At 69.0% G+C, this 20,345-nt stretch carries 21 protein-coding genes and 1 tRNA gene; 5 read left to right on the forward strand and 17 right to left on the reverse strand.

Translation table 11 applies throughout. The annotated features are described in order from the left end of the window. Positions 1-2,120, forward strand: a 2,120-nt coding sequence (locus GXW76_RS02920) for a caspase family protein (protein ID WP_211860495.1), incomplete at its 5' end; no start/stop codon positions are given. 4 nt (positions 2,121-2,124) lie between these two features. On the opposite strand, the gene GXW76_RS02925 is transcribed toward GXW76_RS02920, so the two are convergent. The 9 genes from GXW76_RS02925 to GXW76_RS02965 form a co-directional block, all read right to left on the reverse strand. Beyond that, positions 2,125-2,523 (reverse strand): hypothetical protein, encoded by a 399-nt coding sequence (locus tag GXW76_RS02925; RefSeq protein WP_211860496.1) that lies wholly within the window; start codon positions 2,521-2,523, stop codon positions 2,125-2,127. 136 nt (positions 2,524-2,659) lie between these two features. Continuing rightward, positions 2,660-3,835: a BaiN/RdsA family NAD(P)/FAD-dependent oxidoreductase gene (locus GXW76_RS02930; RefSeq protein WP_211860497.1), complete on the reverse strand. Its 1,176-nt coding sequence runs from the start codon at positions 3,833-3,835 to the stop codon at positions 2,660-2,662. Then, the gene (locus GXW76_RS02935; RefSeq protein WP_211860498.1) at positions 3,832-5,475 is read right to left on the reverse strand and encodes an NAD(P)/FAD-dependent oxidoreductase; all 1,644 of its coding nucleotides are present in this window, start codon (positions 5,473-5,475) and stop codon (positions 3,832-3,834) included. Before GXW76_RS02935 ends, GXW76_RS02930 begins: the two co-directional genes overlap by 4 nt. 1 nt (position 5,476) lies before the next feature. Beyond that, a complete protein-coding gene (locus tag GXW76_RS02940; protein WP_408904299.1) occupies positions 5,477-6,196 on the reverse strand; it encodes an ABC transporter ATP-binding protein in 720 nt (239 codons plus the stop codon). Beyond that, a complete protein-coding gene (locus GXW76_RS02945) occupies positions 6,193-6,987 on the reverse strand; it encodes an ABC transporter ATP-binding protein (protein WP_211860499.1) in 795 nt (264 codons plus the stop codon). The genes GXW76_RS02940 and GXW76_RS02945 overlap by 4 nt, the downstream gene beginning before the upstream one ends. 3 nt (positions 6,988-6,990) lie before the next feature. Next, positions 6,991-8,313, reverse strand: a complete 1,323-nt coding sequence (gene livM, locus GXW76_RS02950) for a high-affinity branched-chain amino acid ABC transporter permease LivM (protein WP_211860500.1) — start codon at positions 8,311-8,313, stop codon at positions 6,991-6,993. Next, entirely contained in the window at positions 8,310-9,224 is a 915-nt protein-coding gene (locus GXW76_RS02955) for an ABC transporter permease subunit (protein ID WP_211860501.1), read from the reverse strand. The genes livM and GXW76_RS02955 overlap by 4 nt, the downstream gene beginning before the upstream one ends. Positions 9,225-9,737: 513 nt before the next feature. Next, positions 9,738-10,046, reverse strand: a complete 309-nt coding sequence (locus GXW76_RS02960) for a hypothetical protein (protein WP_211860502.1) — start codon at positions 10,044-10,046, stop codon at positions 9,738-9,740. Between the two features lie 67 nt (positions 10,047-10,113). Further along, positions 10,114-10,674 (reverse strand): hypothetical protein, encoded by a 561-nt coding sequence (locus GXW76_RS02965; RefSeq protein WP_211860503.1) that lies wholly within the window; start codon positions 10,672-10,674, stop codon positions 10,114-10,116. Between the two features lie 391 nt (positions 10,675-11,065). Between GXW76_RS02965 and GXW76_RS02970 the strand changes: the two genes are divergently transcribed. From GXW76_RS02970 to GXW76_RS02985, 4 genes are all read left to right on the forward strand, one after another. After that, positions 11,066-11,644: a recombinase family protein gene (locus GXW76_RS02970; RefSeq protein WP_211860504.1), complete on the forward strand. Its 579-nt coding sequence runs from the start codon at positions 11,066-11,068 to the stop codon at positions 11,642-11,644. Between the two features lie 221 nt (positions 11,645-11,865). After that, positions 11,866-12,609, forward strand: a complete 744-nt coding sequence (locus GXW76_RS02975; RefSeq protein ID WP_211860505.1) for a ParB/RepB/Spo0J family partition protein — start codon at positions 11,866-11,868, stop codon at positions 12,607-12,609. 565 nt (positions 12,610-13,174) lie between these two features. Next, positions 13,175-13,618, forward strand: coding sequence for a ribonuclease HI (rnhA, locus tag GXW76_RS02980; protein WP_246513875.1), 444 nt, complete (start codon positions 13,175-13,177; stop codon positions 13,616-13,618). 243 nt (positions 13,619-13,861) lie between these two features. Then, complete coding sequence (locus tag GXW76_RS02985; RefSeq protein WP_211860506.1) at positions 13,862-14,002, forward strand: hypothetical protein; 141 nt, start codon at positions 13,862-13,864, stop codon at positions 14,000-14,002. Positions 14,003-14,051: 49 nt separating this feature from the next. Here the strand turns inward: GXW76_RS02985 and GXW76_RS02990 are convergent, their stop codons facing one another. The 8 genes from GXW76_RS02990 to hisG form a co-directional block, all read right to left on the reverse strand. Further along, positions 14,052-15,584 carry a DUF6538 domain-containing protein gene (locus tag GXW76_RS02990; RefSeq protein ID WP_211860507.1) on the reverse strand — a complete coding sequence of 511 codons (1,533 nt, stop codon included), beginning with the start codon at positions 15,582-15,584 and terminating at the stop codon, positions 14,052-14,054. Between the two features lie 96 nt (positions 15,585-15,680). Further along, positions 15,681-15,756: transfer RNA gene (locus GXW76_RS02995), tRNA-Phe, on the reverse strand. 73 nt (positions 15,757-15,829) lie between these two features. Beyond that, a complete protein-coding gene (gene yacG, locus GXW76_RS03000; RefSeq protein ID WP_211860508.1) occupies positions 15,830-16,021 on the reverse strand; it encodes a DNA gyrase inhibitor YacG in 192 nt (63 codons plus the stop codon). Continuing rightward, entirely contained in the window at positions 16,011-17,189 is a 1,179-nt protein-coding gene (locus GXW76_RS03005) for a ribonuclease E/G (RefSeq protein WP_338150875.1), read from the reverse strand. The genes yacG and GXW76_RS03005 overlap by 11 nt, the downstream gene beginning before the upstream one ends. A 50-nt stretch (positions 17,190-17,239) precedes the next feature. Continuing rightward, positions 17,240-17,827 (reverse strand): Maf family nucleotide pyrophosphatase, encoded by a 588-nt coding sequence (locus GXW76_RS03010; RefSeq protein ID WP_211860510.1) that lies wholly within the window; start codon positions 17,825-17,827, stop codon positions 17,240-17,242. A gap of 25 nt (positions 17,828-17,852) precedes the next feature. After that, positions 17,853-18,071 (reverse strand): translation initiation factor IF-1, encoded by a 219-nt coding sequence (gene infA / locus GXW76_RS03015; RefSeq protein ID WP_137128126.1) that lies wholly within the window; start codon positions 18,069-18,071, stop codon positions 17,853-17,855. Positions 18,072-18,187: 116 nt separating this feature from the next. After that, positions 18,188-19,480 carry a histidinol dehydrogenase gene (gene hisD / locus GXW76_RS03020; protein WP_211860511.1) on the reverse strand — a complete coding sequence of 431 codons (1,293 nt, stop codon included), beginning with the start codon at positions 19,478-19,480 and terminating at the stop codon, positions 18,188-18,190. 148 nt (positions 19,481-19,628) lie between these two features. Further along, positions 19,629-20,336, reverse strand: a complete 708-nt coding sequence (gene hisG, locus GXW76_RS03025; protein WP_211860512.1) for an ATP phosphoribosyltransferase — start codon at positions 20,334-20,336, stop codon at positions 19,629-19,631. Positions 20,337-20,345 lie beyond the last annotated feature (9 nt).

A 20,345-nucleotide genomic window follows, 5' to 3' on the forward strand; every position in this document is an offset into this window, starting at 1 on the left:
CGGCAGGCGGCGCCTCCTCGGCGGCGACGTCCTCGGGTGGGCGCGGCCTGGCGGTGCGGGAGCAGCAGCCGGCGCCGACCCCGTTGCCGGCTGCCGTCTCGCCGACGGAGACGCGGCGCGAATTCGTCATCCGCCGCTGGGGCGATTTCGGCTTCGGGACCGCCGCCGACATCCCGGCGGCGCGGGACGCGATATCCCACCTGCTGCCGCTGCCGCAGGGCGGGCTGGTCTATGCGGCGGCCGATCCGGGCTGGGGGCGGATCGCGCCGGATGGTGCGCTCGCCATCGCGCCCCGGCCGCCGGGCGGGGATTTCCGCAACACCGGCGTGACGCTCGCGCTCTCGGCCGACGGGACGCAGGTGCGATTCACCCTGCGCGCCGGCGGCCAGCCGCTGGTCTTCGATCCGCTGACCGGAAACCTTTCGGCCTGGACGGGGGAGGCCGGCTTCTCCCCGGCGCGGACGGAGACGGCGCGCATCCGCGTGCTCGACTGGCAGGGGTCGAACCGCCCGCGCCTGGGCAACATGCCGCTGCGGCTGGGGGAGGGCGAGTTCTCCCGCAGCCTCGCCATCCTGGTGCGGGAGGACGGATTCCTCCTCGGCACCGACACGCATCTGCGGCTGTTCGACGCGCAGGGGCGGCTGGTGGATTCCATCGCCACGCCGGGCGCGGTCTGGGGCGTTGCGGTGGCGGGCGACATGGGCGTCGCCGCGCTCGGCGACGGCACCATCCGCTGGTATCGCTTCGAGGCCGGCGCGCTGCGCGAGCAGGCCGCGCTCTTCGTCCATGCCGAGACGCTGCGCTGGGTGCTCTGGACGCCCGAGGGGCTGTTCGACCACGCGCCCAATGGCGGGCAGGAACTCGTCGGCGTCCACCTGAACGGGGCGCGCAACCAGACGCCGGAATGGGCGTCCTTCCAGCAGGCGTATCGCGCGCTCTACGCGCCGCGCGCGGTGCGCGGCAGGATCGCCGGCGACTACGGCCCGGCGCAGGAACGCCTGGCCCAGCTTGGCGAGGTGCGCAACCGGATTGGCCGGCTGCCGAGCCTCGCCCCCGGCACGCTCTGCGCCGTGGTCGGCGCGGAGTGCCGCAACCTCGCCTGGGATGCGCGCGCGCTGCCGGAGGGTGCCTCCGCCCTGCGCATGACCTTCACGGCGACGGATCGCGGCCTCGGCCTCGGGCCGCTCGACGTGCTGGTGAACGACCGCATCGCCGCGCGCGCCGAGCCCGCGGTGGGCGAGGCGAGCGTCGAGGTGCCGCTCGACCCCGGCACCAACCGCCTGGTGACGCGGCTCTATGGCAGCGACGGTTCGCTCTTCGCCGAAGGCCCGGCGCTGCTGCTGCGCCGCCCTGGCGAGCCGGAGGCGCCGCCCACCGCCGGCCGCCTGGTGGTGCTGGCGATCGGGGTGAACGAATACGCGCAGCCGGACCTCAACCTGCGCTTCGCGGAGCCGGATGCGCGGTCGGTGGGCGATGCGTTGCGCGCGCATGGCGACGGCCTGTTCCGCGACGTCGACCTGCGCGTCCTGCCGAGCGCGCGGGCGACGCGGCGCGGCGTGCTGGATGCGCTCGCCGCCGTGGCGCGCGACACGGCGCCCGGGGACACCTTCATCCTCTACATCGCGGGCCACGGCATCGTGTCGCAGCCGGGGAACCGCTTCCTGTTCCTGCCGTCGGATGTGCGCGACACATCGAGCATGGCGGTGCTGCGCTCCCAGACCATCGACGATGCGACGCTGGTCGCCGCCCTGGCACGCATCCGCGCGCGCGACGCCTTCATTCTGATCGACACCTGCTATGCGGGGCAGATCGACATCGACCAGCTCGCCGCCATCGGCAACGACACCGGGCGCTTCCTGCTGGCGGCGTCGTCCTCGGTGCAGGAGGCGCTGGATTCCTACGACGACCGCAACGGCGTCTTCGCCTATGCGCTGATGGAAGGGCTGCGCGGGCGGGCGGCGGTGGATGCGGAAGGGCGCGTCACGGCGCTGGCGCTGGGCGAATGGGTGATGCGGCGCGTACCGCAACTGGCGCGCGAGAAGGGGCACCAGCAGAACGCCGTGTTCCGCGCGGCGCAGCGCGACTTGCGGTCCTTCCCCATCGCTGTGGTGCAGCGGTAGGCGATCAGGGGTCGGGCGGCGCCGCCACGCAGCCCGTCCCGCTGCGGGTGAAGGAGGCGATGCGCCCGTCGCGGACCTCGAATGTGACGCGGCAGGGCGGCGGCGGGGCATAGGCCGGGTACGCCGTGCCGATGCCCCAGCCGGTGCCGTATCCGCCGCGCCAGCCGAAGCCGCCAAGGCCGAAGCCCATCGTGGGCAGTGGTGTCGGCGCGGAGGTGCCTAGGCGTTCGTATTGCAGGAAACGGCGGCCGTCGGGCGTGGTGTAGTCCGAGTCCGGGACGCCGACGGCCTGGACCGCGTCGCCTACGGTCATGCCGACCAGCCCCTGCATCCGGGCGTCGAAGCCGGCCTGGGTGGCGCAGGCTGCAAGCGTCAGGCCGGCAAGGACCAGGATCGGGCGCATGGGCGAAGGATGGGATGCCGGGATGGCGTTTGCGAGAGCAGATCCCGATCAGGTGGAGCCACCTCATCGGGTGAAGATGCTCGCAAGGACAATGATCCAGAGCGGTGAATGTGAGGCTTGGCGAACGGAAACCGCTCTAAGCGGCCTCGCCCGCGGCCCAGCCACTCGACCAGGCCCACTGGAAATTGTAGCCGCCGAGCCAGCCGGTGACGTCCACCGCCTCCCCGATCACGAAGAGGCCGGGGACATTCTTCGCCACCATGGTCTGGGACGACAGCGCGGCGGTGTCCACGCCGCCGAGCGTGACCTCGGCCTTGGCGTGGCCCTCCGTGCCTGCAGGCGTCAGGGTCCAGGCCTTGAGCAGCGCGCCGAGGCGGCGGAGATCGGCGTCGCCGGTCTCGCCGATCACGCGCGGCGGGAGATGCAGCGCGGCGAGCGACTGCGCGAGGCGCTGCGGCAGCAGGTCGGCGAGGATGGTGCGCCCCTCCGCCTTCGGCCGCGTGCGCTTGGCGGCGAGCAGCAACGCGGCCGCGTCCCGGTCGGGCAGCAGGTCGAGGGTGATGGCCTCGCCCTCCCGCCAGTAGGAGGAGACCTGCAGCACCGCGGGCCCGGAAAGCCCGCGATGGGTAAAGAGCATCGCCTCCGGGAAGGCGGCCTTGCCGCAGCGGGCGATAACCGGCAGCGCGACGCCCGCGAGCGGGCGCATGAGGTCCAGCGCCTCTCCCGCGAAGGTCAGCGGCACCAGGCCGGGGCGAGGCTCGGCCAGCGGCAGGCCGAAGCGGCGTGCAATGTCGTGCGTGAAGCCGGTGGCGCCCATCTTCGGGATCGACAGGCCGCCGGTCGCGAGAACCAGGCTGTCCGCGGTGAAGGCGCCGTGGTCGGTGGCGATGGTGAAGCGGTCGCTGCGCGAGATCTCGGTGACGCGGTGGCGCAGGCGGAGGTCCACGCCGGCCGCCCCGCATTCCGCCAGCAGCATGGCGACGACCTGCCGCGCGGAGCCGTCGCAGAACAACTGCCCGAGCGTCTTTTCATGGAAGGCGATGCGGTGCTTCCGCACCAGCGCGATGAAGTCGTGCTGCGTGTATCGGGCCAGCGCCGAGCGCGCGAAATGCCGGTTCCCCGACAGGAAGCGGTCCGGCGCGCAGCCGAGATTGGTGAAGTTGCAGCGCCCGCCGCCGGAGATGAGGATCTTCTTCCCCGGCTCCTCTGCGTGGTCGAGCAGCAGCACGCGCCGCCCGCGTTGGCCGGCGCGCATGGCGGCGAACATCCCCGCCGCGCCGGCGCCGATGACGACAATGTCGAAGTGGGTCACGCCGCCGCCGCGAGCCCCGCCATGTCGCGCCCCATCGCCTCCGCCACGCGGATGCCGTCCACGCCGGCGGAGAAGATGCCGCCCGCGTAGCCCGCGCCTTCGCCAGCCGGATAGAGCCCGAGCGTGTTCACGCTGCGGAAGGCCGCATCGCGCCGGATGCGCACGGGGGAGGAGGTGCGCGTCTCCACGCCGGTCATCACCGCATCCGCCATGTCGTAGCCACGGAGCTGGCGGCCGAAGGCGGGCAGCGCCTCGCGGATCGCGGCGACGACGAAATCCGGCAGGCAGAGGGAGAGGTCGGTCGGCGTCACCCCCGGCCTGTAGGACGGGCTGACGGCGCCGAGATGCGTGGATGGCCGCCCTGTCACGAAATCCCCCACCAGTTGCGCCGGCGCGCGGTAGTCGCCGCCGCCGGCCACGAAGGCGCGTTCCTCCCAGTGCCGCTGGAAGGCGATGCCGGCGAGCGGATCGCCGGGGTAGTCCTGTTCCGGCGTGACGCCGACGACGATGCCGGAATTGGCATTCCGCTCGGCGCGCGAATACTGGCTCATGCCGTTGGTGACGACACGGCCGGGTTCGGAGGTCGCGGCGACCACCGTGCCGCCGGGGCACATGCAGAAGGAATAGACCGAGCGCCCGTTCCCGCAGTGGTGCACCAGCTTGTAGTCGGCCGCGCCGAGGATCCTGTTGCCCGCGAAATCGCCGAAACGGGCGCGGTCGATGATCGATTGCGGGTGTTCGATGCGGACGCCGATCGAGAACGGCTTGGCCTCGACATGGACGCCGCGGTCGAAAAGCACCTGGAAGGTGTCGCGCGAGGAATGGCCGATGGCGAGCACGACATGGTCGGTCTCGATGGTCTCGCCGGCCTCGGTGACGACGCCGCGAATGCGGCGGGCGCCGTCGCGGCCGGTCTCGATGACGAAATCCGTCACCTTGGTCTGGAAGCGGTATTCGCCGCCGAGGCCGGTGATCTTCTCGCGCAGGCTTTCCACCATCGTCACCAACCGGAAGGTGCCGATATGGGGCTTGGCGACGAAGAGGATCTCCTCCGGCGCGCCGGCGGCGACGAATTCCTCCAGCACTTTGCGGGATAGGGCTTCCGGCGCCTTGATGCCGGAATAGAGCTTGCCGTCGGAGAAGGTGCCCGCACCGCCCTCGCCGAACTGGACGTTGCTCTCGGGCGTCAGGACGGAGCGGCGCCACAGGCCCCAGGTGTCCTTGGTGCGTTCCCGCACCACCTTGCCGCGGTCGAGGATGATCGGGCGGAAGCCCATCTCGGCGAGGATCAGGCCCGCAAACAACCCGCAGGGGCCGGTGCCGATGACGACCGGGCGCTTCCAACCCATCGCCGGCGCCTGCGCGACGTGGCGGTAAGCGGTGTCCGGCGTCGGGCCGAGGGTGCGGGCCAAGGTGCGGTCGCGCGCGGCGCGGCGCAGCAGGGCGGCCTCGTCCGCCACCTCGATGTCCACGGAATAGACGAGGAAGATGTCGGACCGCTTCCGCGCATCCCAGGCACGGCGGGCGACGTGCAGGCTGCGCAACTCGCCGTCCCGCAGGCCGAGCCGCTCGCGCACCGCCGCCTCGATGGCGCCCTCCGGGTGGTCGAGGGGCAGCTTCAGTTCCGTCAGGCGCAGCATGTCAGTGGCCGCCGCCGAGATAGGCGTCGCGCACCTCCGGCATCGCCAGCAGCTCGCGCCCGGTGCCGCGCAGGGTGATGCGCCCGTTCACCAGCACGTAGCCCCGATGCGCGAGGCGCAGCGCCTGGTTGGCGTTCTGCTCCACCAGCAGCACAGTCAGTCCTTCCCTCTCGTTCAGGTCGCGGATGGCGGCGAAGATCTGCCGCACGATCAGCGGTGCCAGGCCGAGCGAGGGCTCGTCCAGCAGCAGCAAACGGGGCTTGGACATCAAGGCGCGGCCGATGGCAAGCATCTGCTGCTCGCCGCCCGAGAGCGTGCCGCCGCGCTGGGCCTCGCGCTCCTTCAGGCGCGGGAACAGGTCGAAGACCTGGCCGAGCAGCGGCGCCGGGTCGTGGCCGGCCACCTGCGCGCCCATCAGCAGGTTTTCCATCACCGACATGCGCGGGAAGACGCGCCGCCCCTCCGGCACCTGCGCGAGGCCGAGGCGCATGATCTCATGCGTCGGCATATGCGTGATGTCGCGGCCTTCGAACGTCACGCGGCCGGCACGGGCGCGCGGGTCGCCGCAGATCGTCATCAGCAGGGTGGACTTGCCCGCGCCGTTGGCGCCGACCAGGGTCACGATCTCGCCCCTGGCGACCTCGATGGAGACGTCGCGCAGCGCCTGCACGGCGCCATAGGCGGTGGAGACGGCGTCGACGGAGAGCATCGGGGCGCTCATTCCTCGTCGCCCTCCCCGAGATAGGCGGCGATGACGCGGGCGTCGGCGCGCACTTCGGCGGGCGTGCCGTCGGCGATCTTCCTGCCGTGGTCGAGCACCACCACGCGGTCGGAGATGCGCATCACCACGCCCATGTCGTGCTCGATCAGCAGGAGGGAGCAGCCACCGTCGCGGATGCTGCGCAGCAGGGCGGAGAGTTCCTCGGATTCGCGGGGGTTCAGCCCGGCGGCGGGCTCGTCCAGGCAGAGCAGCAGCGGGTCGGTGCACATGGCGCGCGCGATCTCGAGCCGCCGTTGCTGGCCGTAGGGCAGGGCTGCGGCCGGGTCGTCGGCGCGGTCGACCAGCCCGGTCGCCTCCAGCCAGTGCCTGGCCTTGGCGATGGCCGCCTTCTCAGCCCTTCGGTAGCCGGGCGCGCCCAGCAGCGCGCCGATGCCGAAGCCGGTCGCGGCCATCAGCGTGACGTGCTGCGCCACCAGCAGGTTCTCGAGCGCCGTCATGCCGGGAAAGAGGCGGATGTTCTGGAAGGTGCGCGCCACGCCCGCGCGCGCGATGCGGTGGCCGGGCAGGCGGTGCAGGTCCACCGGCGTGCCGTCGCGGAACAGGCGCAGCGCGCCGCCGGTCGGGCGGTAGAAGCCGGTGATGCAGTTGAACATCGTCGTCTTGCCGGCGCCGTTCGGGCCGATGATCGCGGTGATGTCCCCGCGCATCGCGGTGAAGGAGACGGCGTCCACCGCGGTCAGCCCGCCGAAGCGCATGGTCAGCGCACCGGCCTCGAGGATCGGTTCGGCCATGGGTCAGCCGCGCCCTTCCGCCACGTGCTCCGCCCCGATGGTCTTGCGTTCCCCGAGGGCGACGGTCGGCGTGCGGCTGCCCACCAGGCCGCGCGGCCGCGCCACCATGATGAGCACCATCGCGCCGCCGAAGACGAGCATGCGGTACTCGTCGAGGTCGCGGAACACCTCGAACCCGCCGATCATCACCAGGGCGGCGATGGCGATGCCGATCTGGCTGCCCATGCCGCCGAGCACGACGATGGCGAGGATGATCGCGCTCTCGATGAAGGTGAAGGATTCCGGGCTGATGAAGCCCTGCCGCGTGGCGAAGAAGGACCCGGCGAAGCCCGCGAACATCGCCCCCAGCGCGAAGGCCGTCAGCTTCGTGGTGGTGACGTTGATGCCCAGCGCCCGGCAGGCGATCTCGTCCTCCCGCAGGGCTTCCCAGGCCCGGCCGAGCGGCTGGCGCCGCAGGCGGATGCTGACCCAGTTGGTCAGCAGCGCGAGGGCGAGGATCAGGTAGTAGAGGAAGACCACGCGGTGGGTCGGCGAAGGCTCGATGCCGAAGAAGTCGGCGAAGGAGCCGGGACCGCCGCCGGCGCTGAAGGTGAGGCCGAAGAAGGTGGGGCGCGGAATGCTGGTGATGCCGTTGGGCCCGTTGGTCAGGCTGACCCAGTTGGTCAGGACGATGCGGATGATCTCGCCGAAGGCGAGGGTCACGATCGCCAGGTAGTCTCCGCGCAGCCGCAGCACCGGGAAGCCGAGCAGCACGCCCCAGAAGGCCGCGAGGATGCCGGCGAGCGGCAGGCAGATCCAGAACGAGAGCCCGAAGGTCGTCGCCAGCAGCGCATAGGCATAGGCGCCGACCGCGTAGAAGGCGACGTAGCCGAGGTCGAGCAGCCCCGCGAGCCCGACCACGATGTTCAGCCCCCAGCCGAGCATGACGTAGGTCAGCACCAGGATGCCGAGGTCGAGTTCGTAGCGCCCCGTGCCCGGGACGAAGGGCAGCGCGACGGCGAGGACGAGCATCACCGGCGTGACGAAGGCCCCGGCCTTCCGCAGCGCCGCCGCGCGGCCCGCGGAGGCCGGCTTCGGCCCGTCACGCATGGCGCGCCAGGCAAGCAGCGCGAGGCGCCCCGCGAAGGCGAGGCCGACGAGGATCGCGACGTCCCCCCAGCGCTGGCGCAGCATCAACCCGCCAGTCGGGGAAACATCCGTGCGCAGCCCGACGATGGGGGCGAAGAGGCCGAGCGCGATCAGCGCCGTCAGGACGGCATCCTTCAACGCCGCCGCACCGGCCGAAGGGCGCTGCGCCGCGGAGGCGGCGGCGGTCGCGCTGCTCATACCTTCTCAACCTCCGCCCGGCCGAGCAGCCCGGTCGGCATGAAGATCAGCGTGATGGCGAGGATCGAGAAGGCCGCGACATCCTTGTACTGGACGCTGAAGTAGGCCGACCAGAAGGTCTCGATCAGCCCAATCAGCAGCCCGCCCAGCACCGCGCCGGGCAGGGAACCGATGCCGCCGAGCACCGCCGCGGTGAAGGCTTTCACGCCGGCGAGGAAGCCGATGTAGAAGTCGATCACGCCGTAGCGAAGCAGGTACATGGTGCCCGCCACTGCCGCGAGCGCCGCGCCGATGACGAAGGTCAGGCTGATGGTGCGGTCAGTGTCGATGCCGAGCAGGCTCGCCATCTTCCTGTCCTGCTCGCAGGCGCGCATGGCGCGGCCGAGCGGCGTCCTGGTGACGAGCCAGGTGAAGATCGCGAGCACCGCGAGCGTCACCGCGATGATGAGCATCTGCATGTAGGAGAACTGGACGACGAAGGCGTCGGCCTCGAGCACCGTCACGCCGCCGGGCAGGACGGGATTGATCGGCTTCACCCGCGCGCCCTGGGCCACCTGCATGTAGTTCTGCAGTACGATGGACATGCCGATCGCCGAGATCAGTGGCGCCAGGCGGAAGGATCCGCGCAGCGGGCGGTAGGCGATGCGCTCCACGGTCCAGCCGTAGAGCGCGGTGACGCACATCGAGACGAGCAGCACGATCAGGATCGCCGCCGGCCCGTCCATGATCCCGCCCGAGACCAGCATCACCAGCGAGATCAGCGCGACGAAGGCGCCGATCATGAAGACGTCGCCATGGGCGAAGTTGATCATGCCGATGATGCCGTAGACCATCGTGTAGCCCACGGCGATCAACCCATAGATCATCCCCAGGCTGATCCCGTTGATCAGCTGCTGCAGCGCATAGGCCACCAGCCGCCCCCCTCATGCCGTTCCGCGTGAAGCCCGAACGTCCCTGGAACAACGCTATGCCGTGGCGCGGATGCCCGGAAGCGGATTCGGCGTGGGGAGGGAGGATGGCGCGGATGAGTGGGGCATCCGCGAAGCGCGCCGGCAGGCAGGGTCGGCGTGGCGGCCGCCTGCGGGAGAAAGTGGTGCCCAGGGCCGGACTAAGCCATCTGTCTATAGAAACCCTTATAAATCAATCGACTGAGTGGCACCCCATACCGGCGTCTTGTACCAGTCGAATGGCCTTGCGGCAACGGGCGCTATTGCGGTCACCCGAGGCGGACCCGTCTCATCTACACACAGGGGCACGCCTGCTACGGCGCTATGAGCCGCGCGGCACGCAAGCGCCGCGATGTTCAGGCCAGAAATTTTTTTTGGCAGCCGTGCAAGCCCTGAGGATCGAGATAGCGGCTGCGCGGCTCCCCCCGGTGGCGGGCCTGCGGGGGGTGGGGAGTGGCCTGTAGGGCGCCTGCGGGTTCACGCCGTGATGCCCTGCTGAAGGAGCACCGAACGGCACATCGCGAGGAGATCGGCCGCGAATTCGTCTCGGGCGACGTGATCGCTGGTGATCATCTCCATCAGGCTGGGCACGTTTGCCATCGTCGTACGAGCGATGCCGTCAGCCACCAGGGCGAGCTTAGAGAGCTTCCAGAAGCTGGCTCTGTGGCCGGTCTTCTCAAGCCAGCGATTGGTGAACTCCGTTCTGATGTCTTCCTGCGGCCAGTCGCCGGTCTTGTGATGATAACCAATGATCATCCGAACGAGGTAGCTGACCAGTATGGCCATTTCGTCCAAGTTCATACTGTTTTTTGTAAACAATCCCATTTTAGAATTTCTCGATCTCTCGGGGAGTTCAATAATAAAAATCGAGCGCCCGCTCGATGTCGGCTAGATGCTTGAACAATGGTCCTGATGAGGCCTCTTCGCGGATGTCCATCAGCGCAAACAAGTTCTCCAAATCCGCTGTGGCTGTTTCCGGCGGAAGGCCAAGTTCGTCATTTTTTCTGCGTACAGCATCGGCCATTTCGGCGAGGCATGTCAGGCCTTGCTTCGCGAGTATCCTCCGGGCGCTCTCGTCTTTCGGTGCCAGATGGTCCCGCGCTTCAACGCCCCTGTAAGACGTCGCCAAGTTGCAGATCTCGGTGACGGCGCGGGCCATGTTTACGTGCCCGATGTCCGAACCTGTTTCTGACAGGACGAGCGCGCGGGCAAACCTGACGGCAAGCACGGATGTCCCGCCGTCTGCACCCGCATCCGGCATAGCCTCGGCAATTCCCTGATCAAGAATGGTAAGTCGTTGTTCCACCGGGATGCGCTTATTGTTAGCGACGACGCACGCTCGTCGGAGCGTACTAGCGAATGCGAAGGCGGCGCCCGGCGTCTCGGTGGCCATACGCAGCAGGGTCGCAGTCACGGCCGCGCCTGTGGCTGCATGCTCTATCGGACGCATAAAATGTGGACATCCTTCCAATCGTAACAGTTATGACTGAGCCTGATCATGACTGGGCCTGATACTGCATGTTCTCGCCTTTTGCGGCGCCTGAACAGATGCGGCGGCCCCCGGGCCTCGATGGCCAATTCCCTCAACCGCGCAGCACAGACATTGCCCTGAGAGACCGGCGTGCCGCCGCCGTGCGGTGCGAGGTAAGCGGCAGTAGCCGAACCAGCGTTGGCGGCCTGTCCTTTAATGACCGTCTACGGACAGGTGCGGAAAAGGGCGTCTGATGGTGTCCAGAAACTATCTTGACGACTTTAGGACAGGTGATGATTATGGACGGGGAAATAGGACACCCCGGGGCCACGCCATGCACACCTTCGCCTACCTCCGCGTATCCACCTCCGAGCAGACGACCGACAACCAGCTTCTTGAACTGCGCACCGCTGGATACGAGCCGGATGCGGTCTATCAGGACACCATCAGCGGGAAGACCAGCGCGGCAGACCGACCGGACTTCGGGTGCATGCTGGACGCCATCACCCGCACCAAGCGGCCGAAACGCCTGATCGTCACCAAGCTGGACCGCCTGGGCCGCGATGCGGTGGACATCCAGCAGACCATCAGGCGGCTTGCTGAACTCGGCTGTGCGGTGCGTGTCCTTCAGCTTGGCGACCTCGATCTCACTTCCACGGCGGGGAAGCTGGTCATGACCACGCTGGCTGCCGTGGCAGAGATGGAGCGGGACATCCTCGTAGAACGCACCAAGGCCGGGCTGGCGAGAGCGAAGCAGGCGGGCACCACCCTGGGCCGTCCTCGCGTGACCGATGACGCCAAGGCAGCGGCCATCAGGGCCTTGCTCGCGGAGAATGTCAGCGTGTCGGAGATAGCGCGCCAGCATGGCGTGTCGCGCCAGACCGTGATGCGCCTGCGGGATGCTGCGGCGTAGATCGCCATCATAGCCACCCACTGTAGGAAGACAGCAGCAGCGCCGTAGCTTGGTGGGTGGTCGCTGCTTCTACCCCACACTGTAGGAAGACACCGGCATCTCCGTAGCCGCTTGGCTGCCCTGAGAGGCCCAGCGTGCGCGTGCGCGCGAGAGGCGCCCCGTCATCCATCTTCCTTCCAGAGCGACCCCGCTCTCTCATCAACACCCAGGACAACCCGAACATGACCGATGCCACCACCGCCAGCCCCTCGGGCGCGGACGAGGCAACGCGCGAACTTTCGATCTCCGACCTTCTGCGCGACCAGCGATACCAGATCAGGGCGAAGACGGACGAAGCCGCAGTCCGTCGATACGCCAACGCCCTGCGCTCAGGCGCAGAGATGCCGCCTGTCCGTGTGGCCATCGTGGACGGCGTGCCGGTCCTTGTGGACGGACACCACCGCGTTGCCGCGCATGTGAGTATAGGCCGCAGCACGGTGATGGCTGTCATCGTCACCGCGCCAGCCTCGGAAGCCCGATGGCTCGCAGCACAGGCGAACCTTGAGCACGGATTGCCGCTAAAGCCGCGAGAGGCCCGCGAGGCATTCCGGGCCTTCATCCGGGCACGCAAGCACGTGCTGAAGGGCCGCAGGCGCCTGATGTCCTTGCGCGACATTGCGAAGGCCCTGAGTGGCGCCGCCACTCACATGTCCATCCATCGATGGATGAAGAAGGACTTCCCGAAGCTGTCGAAGGAATACGGTGGCGGGCCTGGGCCAACCTCGAACGAACCTCCTGCCCCGGAGAGCCAGCAGCAGGTGCACTTCACGGACGCGATGAAGGCGGTCGCCCAGGTGCAGATCACCGGCAGGGCCATACGAGACCCGGAGCTTCGGGGGCGCCTGATCGCGGCCATCGAAGACGGATTGAAGATCGTTCGCGAGGTAGGGCCGTGGACGCTGCCTGAGATGTCCCCGGACTTCTGAGGAAGCAGGCTGGGACGCCTGGGAGCCTCAGGTATTCCGGGGGTTTGAGTGGCGCCTGTATCATTCCATGCCCTCGGGGCAACAAAACCCGGTCCCTGGCGGGTGTAACATCGTGACAGGACCGGGCGGAAAGCCAGTTAAGACAAGGCTTTCAGCGAACTGACCTTCGCAGCGCCAGCGCGAAGCCCCGTGCAGTCCACATTTCGCGCAGGGCTGACCGCGCCATGCGCATCACCACCATCACCGATAACCGAAAGTCCATCAGCAATGTCCACCGTCTACCTCAAGCCGGGGGAGCGGAAGCTCGCCCTGCGTGTCCGTCTCTCCTCGTCCGACAAGCACCGCCTGAACATCATCGCCTCGCGGTACGAAGGTGTCCTTGGCGCACGTCCCAGTGCATCCGTCCTCATCGCCCTGGCCGTTGATGCCCTGGCTGATCGTGTTGAGCGGGAACGATACCTTCCGCGACACCCGTCCCTCCGCACTAGGCGCAGCGCCTCTAACTCGATCTATGGAGGCTGACATGTCCCAGTCAGCGGACGTTGTCGCGCCTGATGCGCCAGAGATGCCAACCATCGAAGCTTGGACGGATGGAGGATGCAGCCCGAACCCCGGCCCAGGCGGATGGGCCTATGTCCTTCGGAACAGTGCCGGGGGCACGAAGGAACGGTCAGGCGCCGTGCCCGACACCACCAACAACCAGATGGAACTACTCGCCGCCATCATGGCCCTGGAAGGCTTGTCGGGACCGCGCCGTGTCATCGTTCACAGTGATAGTGAATACGTCTGCCGTGGCATGACGGGTCGCGTTGCGGACTGGCAGGCGCGAGGATGGTGCACAGCCGCAGGCAAGCCGGTGAAGAACCTGGACCTCTGGCAGCGGCTGCTATCGGCGGCGGAACGTCATCAGCTGGAATGGCGATGGGTGCGGGCACATGCAGGCGACCCGATGAACGAGCGCGCTGATGCGCTGGTATGTCGAGCGCGGGAGAAGCACGCCAAGCGATAGGCAGCGATGGCGTGACAGAACCACCATAGAACCGCCTGGGAGAGTTACTGGGCGGCTTTGCGGCTTCCCTGGGACCGGAGGGTAGCGGGAACGCACAAGGACGGCCCCAGGGAGCCCTGAAAATCTTCAGCTATCCACCCTCGCGACCAACCCGGCGAGGTTCTGGATTACTGATTTCGGCTGTGATTTCTTCGCCCCCGTCGCTGTCACACTAGCAGCGCCGTTGGAAGGAACTGACACAGCATGACCATCAAGACGCGTAGTTTTGAACTGGAAGTCTATCTGTTCGCCCCGACGATCTACGTCAGGGTCGGGAAGCTGTTCGAGTTCTACCTGTCCAGGCAGTTTCAGACGTTCGATTGGCGGCCTGCGAACGCTTCGTAATCAGGAAGCCGGGGAGGGGCCGCTACGGTCCCTCCTACGCGATGCGCCGCTATGCCAAGCCTATGTCGTAGCGAGGGAACAGGGCCATCGCTCTGGCCTGCGCTACGGGGCTGAACTCGCCGTAGTCGGCACCAACTGTACCGGGCTCATGCCCAACGATGGCGTCCATCACATCGTGAGGGATGCCGACCTCCCGAGCCACGGTCTTGAAGCGGTGTCGCCAGCCGTGGTTCGGCTGCACATTCGGGTCGGTCACAACCGTACGCACGAACTCCGTCACTCGGTTCTTCAAGCCACGCCAGGGGCCGCGAACATCTCCGTCCGCTGCTGGCTTGAGGAACAGATGACCGGCCGGTGCAGCACCAACGAACTCAGGGAAGCCGAGGTCAACGATGTGCTGGTGAAGCACCACGTCCCTGGCTTCCTTGTTCTTCACCCGACCGGCCTCGGGCGTGATCTTGATGACCCAGTGATCGCCTTCCTGCCGTACATCCTGCTTGCGAAGCTGGGCCATCTCACCCACGCGCGCACCTGTGTAGGCGCACAACCAGGGAACCCACCGCTTCGCTTGGTAGGTCTGCATCCGCTCACCGGACTGCTTCAGGTGCCAAGCTGCACGTAGCAGCGACGTGGCCTCATCATCGCTCAGCCCCCGGCTACGCAGCTTCGGCTTTTTGCCGATCTTGATCGTGATGTTCGCAGCCGGGTTGGAGATCATCCTCCGGTTTGTGACGGCCCAGTTGAAGACGGACTTCAGCCCGGAAAGGTCACTGTCCTTCACGGTCTTCGCGGAGACCGGCTTTCCCGTCCGAGGGTTCACTTCCTGAAGGCGCTTGTCCTTGTAGGCCAGCACATCGTCGGCGGTGACACGTGCAAGATCGTCATGGCCGATGAAGCGGACGAACCTGCGAATGGTGGCCCGATAGCTCTCGTATGTGGCGGGAGCGAGGTCCGTCGCCTTCCGTTCGTTCCACCAATCTTCAAGCAGGCCGGTGATGGAACCTTTGGAGCCGCTTGGCTCCTCGGCCGCCACTGCGGGTTGCGGGGCGGACCACTCGGGAAATCGGTTGGCGTTGGGGTCAGGGCGATAGTCGCCTTCCGCGAGGCGCTTCAGGTACTCCGCTGCCTGGGTGAGCGCCCGGTCCACCGCTTCGATCAAGCGAGCCCTGCTGCGATCGTCAGCCTTCACGCCTGCTCGCATCAGGACTTGGTCCACCACAGGACCGACCCACTGTTCCAGCTTACCCGCTGCGGCGGCTTCACGGTGGAGCCTGAGCACGTGCTCCCACATTGTCGGCGTGTTCGGCTCGTCACCGGCTACGGCAACCAAGTCGGCATAGGCTAGCCCTGCCAGGGCAATGATCTGCTTGTGCGTCAGCGGCTCAGGCTTGGACCGAAGAACCTTCCAGTGGTTCGCTACCTCGGCCGCGACCTTCGCGTATGCGCTGCGCGCCTCGGTGGGGTGCTTGGTCTTCAGCGAGACCTTCACCTCACGCTTCCCGATGGCCTCTCGGAGATCGTCGGGAACGGCCTTGCGGAAATAATAGACACCCGTGACGGGGTGCTTGAACGGACGGCTCATCGCAAGGACCACTGTACCCCCCGTTTGTACCAACGAGGAGCGCCGATCAGTCTGATTTCCGAGGATTTCCGCCCGATCAGGGGCTTAGGAGAAAGATGGTGCCCAGGGCCGGAATCGAACCAGCGACACTGCGATTTTCAGTCGCATGCTCTACCAACTGAGCTACCTGGGCCCAGCGAGGTTCCTGATGGAACCCGGCGAGGCCGCGGGAAATAGCGGAGGCCGCGCCGCCTGTCCAGCGGGGGTCAGGCGGTTTCGTCGTCGCGGTTCATCGCGTCCTCGGGTTCGCCAGGAATCGCATAGGTTCCGCCGAGCCAGCGGCCGAGATCGACCTGTGCGCAGCGCGGGGAACAGAAGGGGCGGGCCTCCGCGCTCGCCGCCCGGCCGCAGACGGGGCAGCGGGATGCGGGGCGGGGGCGGCGGGGATCATGCGCCATCTCTGGCCTCCTCGATCTGCGGCGTGACGGCGAGCGGGTCCGGGGTCAGCGCCAGGGCGTGCCCGGCGGCGGCCGCGAATTCCTCCAGCGCGCCGGGCAGGGCCTGCAGCGCAGACAGCACGGGGGGCGCGGCGCGCAGTGCGAATCGCTGTCCTGGCCGCGCCGCGGCTTCCCGCGCTGCCTGCCGCAGAGCCGCAAGGCCGCGCGTGAGCGGGGAGGGCGGCCAGCCCAGCACCTCATGCAGGGGCGGGTGGATGCGGTCGCGCACGATCTCGGCGAGGCCGAGCCCGGTGAAGCCCACCAGCCGCGCCAGGCGGTCCGGCGCCAGGGCGGCGCGCAGCGGTTCGGCCAGCGCGGCGCGGCGCTTGGGCGACATGCCGGCGAAATCCACCAGGATGGCCCCGGCGAGGTTCCGCAGGCGGATCTGGCGGGCGAGTTCCGGCAGCGCATCCCGGTTCAGCGCCGCCACGGCATTGGTGCCGCGCGCTCCGGCGGCACTGCCGGCATCCATGTCGATCGCGGTGAGCGCCGGAGTCGGGTGGATCAGCAGCCGCCCACCGCCGGGCAGCGGCACCTCCGGCCCGGCGAGGAGATCGAACTCCTCCTCGAGCGAATCGTCGAAGGCGGGCGTGGTCAGCAGCCGGACCCGTGCGCCGAGCACCCCGCGCAGGCGGGCGGCGAGGGCTGCCGAATCGACCTCGATGGCGGCGGAGGGGTGGCGGGCCGCGAGTCGCAGCGGCGCATCCGGTCCGCGGGCGACGAGGCGCGGCGCGCCCTCGGGCGCTGCGGCGATTCGCGCCGCGTCGGCATCCGTCAGCCGGGCCGAGACGCGCGGCCCCTTGCCGCCCTGGGCGGCGCGGGTGATCCGCAGCGGCAGGATCATGCCCTCGGAGACCGCCTCGGCGATGGGGCGACGGGTGGTGCTGGCTTCGCTTTCGGGCAGGAAACCGGTCTCGCCACCGGGCAGCGCCACGAAGGCGCCGGCCATGGGCGCTGCCACCGCCGAGACGCGGCCACGATGCAGGTCGCCGACGCCGTCCGGGCGCGCGGGGCGCTCGACCCAGGCCTCGGTCAGCACGCCGTCCAGCAGCAGCGCCGTGCGCACTTCCCCGGGGGAGGCGCCGACACGGATCGTCGCGCCGCGAGGCGCGCGGGGCTCGGTCGCCACGCCGCGAGGCGCGCGGGGCTCGGTCGCCACGCCGCGAGGCGCGCGGGGTTCTACGGCCGCAGCCATCCGATGCCGCGCAGCAGTTGCGCCGTCTCGAAAAGCGGCAGGCCGACCACGTTGGAATGGCTGCCCGAGAGGAAGCGCACGAAGGCCTCGGCATGGCCCTGGATGGCGTAGCCGCCGGCCTTACCGCGCCATTCCCCGATGGCGAGGTAGTCCGCTACCTGCTGCCCGGTCAGGCGCTGGAAGGTCACTGCGGTCTCGACCAGGCGCTTCAGCCGCCGCCCGTCGGGCAGGGCGAGCACCACGCCCGTCATCACCCGGTGCCTGCGGCCGGAGATCAGGTCGAGGCAGGCGCGCGCCTGCTCCTCGGTCTCCGCCTTGGGCAGGATCCGGCGGCCGACCGCCACCACCGTATCGGCGGCGAGCACCAGCGCCTCCGGCTCGACCGCAGCGGCGGCCTCGGCCTTGGCCAGCGCGAGGCGCGCGGCGTGCGGCCGCGGCAATTCGCCGCCATAGGGCGTCTCGTCGATGTCGGTGGGGACCACCCGGTCGGGCGCGATGCCGATGCGGGCCAGGAGGTCCAGGCGCCGCGGGCTGGCGCTGGCCAGCACCAGGGGCGGGCGCGGTCCGGTCATCGCCGGAAGCCGCGGCGCGGCCGCGTCACTTGAAGCGGAAGGTGATGCGGCCCTTGGTGAGGTCGTAGGGCGTCATCTCGACGTTCACGCGATCCCCGGCCAGCACGCGGATGCGATTCTTGCGCATCTTGCCGCTGGTGTGGGCCAGGACGATGTGGTCGTTGTCCAGCTTCACGCGGAACATGGCGTTCGGGAGGAGTTCAACGACCTGGCCGCTGAACTCGATCATGTCTTCCTTAGACATCGGGCCTCATGCATGGGCGCCAGAGGGGCGCGTTCAAACGCGGCGCGAGGGCGCGCCGCTGAAAAGCGGCCGGAAGATGGTCCTCCGGCCGTGTCGGGTCAAGCGCGGCGAAAACCTCAGCCGCCGAGACGCAGCGCCACGCTGCGCGCATGGGCGGTCAGGCCCTCGGCCTCGCCCAGCGCTACCGCGGCGGGGCCGACCACCGCGAGGGCTGCCTCGTCCGCCTCCACCCAGGTGGTGCGCTTGAGGAAGTCATAGACCGAAAGGCCGGATGCGAAGCGCGCCGTGCGCCCCGTGGGCAGCACGTGGTTCGGCCCGGCCACGTAGTCGCCCACCGCCTCCGGGCAGTAACGGCCGAGGAAGGCCGCGCCGGCATGGCGCACGCGCGCGAGCAGGGCGCGCGGTTCGGCGACCATCAGTTGCAGGTGCTCGGGCGCCAGGCGGTTGGTGAGGTCCGCCGCCTCATCCAGGCTCCGCACCAGGATGACGGCGCCGTGGCGGCGCCAGGATTCGCCGGCGATGGCGGCGCGCGGGAGGTGCTTCAGTTCCTCCTCCACCGCCGTCGCCACCGCATCGGCGAAGGCGGCATCGCGGGCGATGAGGATGGATTGCGCGCTCTCGTCGTGCTCGGCCTGGGCGAGCAGGTCCACCGCGACGTGCCGCGGGTCGTTGTCGGCATCGGCGATGACCACGACCTCGGACGGGCCGGCGATGGAATCGATGCCGACGCGGCCGAAGACCTGGCGCTTGGCCTCCGCCACATAGGCATTGCCCGGCCCGCAAATGCGATCCACCGGAGCGATCGAGGCGGTGCCCCAGGCCATGGCCGCGATCGCCTGCGCGCCGCCGATGCGGAAGATCTCCGTCACCCCCGCGCGCTTCGCGGCGGCGAGGACCAGCGGGTTGAGTTCCCCCTCGGGCGTCGGCACGCACATGGCGATGCGCGGCACGCCCGCCGCGCGCGCCGGGATGGCGTTCATCAGCACGGATGACGGATAGGCCGCCTTGCCGCCCGGAACGTAGATGCCGACCGCGTCGATCGCGCCCCAGCGCATGCCGAGCGTGAGGCCGGCGGAATCCTTCATCTCCAGGTCGTGCGGCAGTTGCGCGCGGTGGAAGGCCTCGATGCGCTCGGCGGCGAGGTTCAGGGCGGCGCGGCGTTCGGCGTCGATGCGGGCGTCGGCGGCTTCGATTTCCTCCGGCGTCACGCGCAGCGCGGCCGCGTTCGCGGGCGTCCAGCCGTCGAAGCGCGCCGTCAGGTCGATCAGCGCCGCATCGCCCCGGGCGCGGACGTCCGAGATGATCCCGGCAACCACGCTGTCCACGCGGGCGGTGGTGTCGCGGGCCTCGTCCAGCAGGGCGGCGAAGGCAGCGGGGAAGTCAGGGGAGGCGGTGTCCAGGCGTTTCATGGTGCATGAAGGTCGGGGGGAGAGAACTCCCCCCGATCCCCCCTCCTTTCTTGGATACTTGGGGACTGACAGTGGCGGCCGGCGCCAAGAAGACAAAGAAGGGAGGGGGCTCGGGGGAGGTTCTCCTCCCCCGACCTTCTCTTCAGCGTCACCGCGCGTCCCGTTCCGCCAGCGCGGCGCGGAATCGCGCGATCCATGCCCCGATCGCCTCCGGCCGCGTCTTCAGCGCCGTGCGGTTGACGATGAGGCGCGAGGTGACATTGGCGATCACCTCCGTCTCGCGCAGGCCGTTGGCCTTCAGCGTCGATCCTGTCTGCACCAGGTCCACGATCAGCTTCGACAGCCCCATGGACGGCGCGAGTTCCATCGCCCCATTCAGGTGCACGATCTCCGCCTGCACGCCGCGCGCGGCGTAGTGGCGCTGGGCGATGCTGGGGTATTTCGTCGCCACGGTAACGCGCGACCAGCGGGAGGGATCGTCCGCCTGCGCCGCGACGGGTTCCGCCACCGACACGCGGCAGCGCCCGATGCCGAGGTCGAGCGGCGCGTAGATCTCCGGGTAGTCGAATTCCATCAGCACGTCGGCGCCGCAGACGCCGATCTGCGCCGCGCCATGCGCCACGAAGGTCGCCACGTCGAAGGACCGCACGCGGATGACGTCGAGCGCCGGATCCTCGGTGGGGAAGCGCAGCCGCCGGCTGCTTTCGTCGGCGTAGTCGGCGGCCGGGTGGATGCCGGCGCGGGCCAGGACAGGCGCCAGTTCCGACAGGATGCGCCCCTTCGGCAGGGCCAGCACGATCGGGCCGGCATCCTCGGGGGTCGCGGGGGACAGCGGGGTGGGGATCGGATGGTCCATGGGGGAGGC

The organism is Neoroseomonas soli, assembly GCF_018129065.1.
Classification (GTDB): Bacteria; Pseudomonadota; Alphaproteobacteria; order Acetobacterales; family Acetobacteraceae; genus Neoroseomonas; species Neoroseomonas soli.

Coding starts and splice junctions, on each gene's coding strand:
- GXW76_RS02925 (WP_211860496.1), bottom strand. CDS start 2,523: ATGCGCCCGATCCTGGTCCTTGCCGGCCTGACGCTTGCAGCCTGCGCC.
- GXW76_RS02935 (WP_211860498.1), bottom strand. CDS start 5,475: ATGCTGCGCCTGACGGAACTGAAGCTGCCCCTCGACCACCCGGAGGGC.
- GXW76_RS02940 (WP_408904299.1), bottom strand. CDS start 6,196: ATGAGCGCCCCGATGCTCTCCGTCGACGCCGTCTCCACCGCCTATGGC.
- GXW76_RS02945 (WP_211860499.1), bottom strand. CDS start 6,987: ATGGCCGAACCGATCCTCGAGGCCGGTGCGCTGACCATGCGCTTCGGC.
- livM (WP_211860500.1), bottom strand. CDS start 8,313: ATGAGCAGCGCGACCGCCGCCGCCTCCGCGGCGCAGCGCCCTTCGGCC.
- GXW76_RS02960 (WP_211860502.1), bottom strand. CDS start 10,046: ATGGCCATACTGGTCAGCTACCTCGTTCGGATGATCATTGGTTATCAT.
- GXW76_RS02970 (WP_211860504.1), top strand. CDS start 11,066: ATGCACACCTTCGCCTACCTCCGCGTATCCACCTCCGAGCAGACGACC.
- GXW76_RS02975 (WP_211860505.1), top strand. CDS start 11,866: ATGACCGATGCCACCACCGCCAGCCCCTCGGGCGCGGACGAGGCAACG.
- rnhA (WP_246513875.1), top strand. CDS start 13,175: ATGCCAACCATCGAAGCTTGGACGGATGGAGGATGCAGCCCGAACCCC.
- GXW76_RS02985 (WP_211860506.1), top strand. CDS start 13,862: ATGACCATCAAGACGCGTAGTTTTGAACTGGAAGTCTATCTGTTCGCC.
- GXW76_RS02990 (WP_211860507.1), bottom strand. CDS start 15,584: ATGAGCCGTCCGTTCAAGCACCCCGTCACGGGTGTCTATTATTTCCGC.
- yacG (WP_211860508.1), bottom strand. CDS start 16,021: ATGGCGCATGATCCCCGCCGCCCCCGCCCCGCATCCCGCTGCCCCGTC.
- GXW76_RS03010 (WP_211860510.1), bottom strand. CDS start 17,827: ATGACCGGACCGCGCCCGCCCCTGGTGCTGGCCAGCGCCAGCCCGCGG.
- infA (WP_137128126.1), bottom strand. CDS start 18,071: ATGTCTAAGGAAGACATGATCGAGTTCAGCGGCCAGGTCGTTGAACTC.
- hisD (WP_211860511.1), bottom strand. CDS start 19,480: ATGAAACGCCTGGACACCGCCTCCCCTGACTTCCCCGCTGCCTTCGCC.
- hisG (WP_211860512.1), bottom strand. CDS start 20,336: ATGGACCATCCGATCCCCACCCCGCTGTCCCCCGCGACCCCCGAGGAT.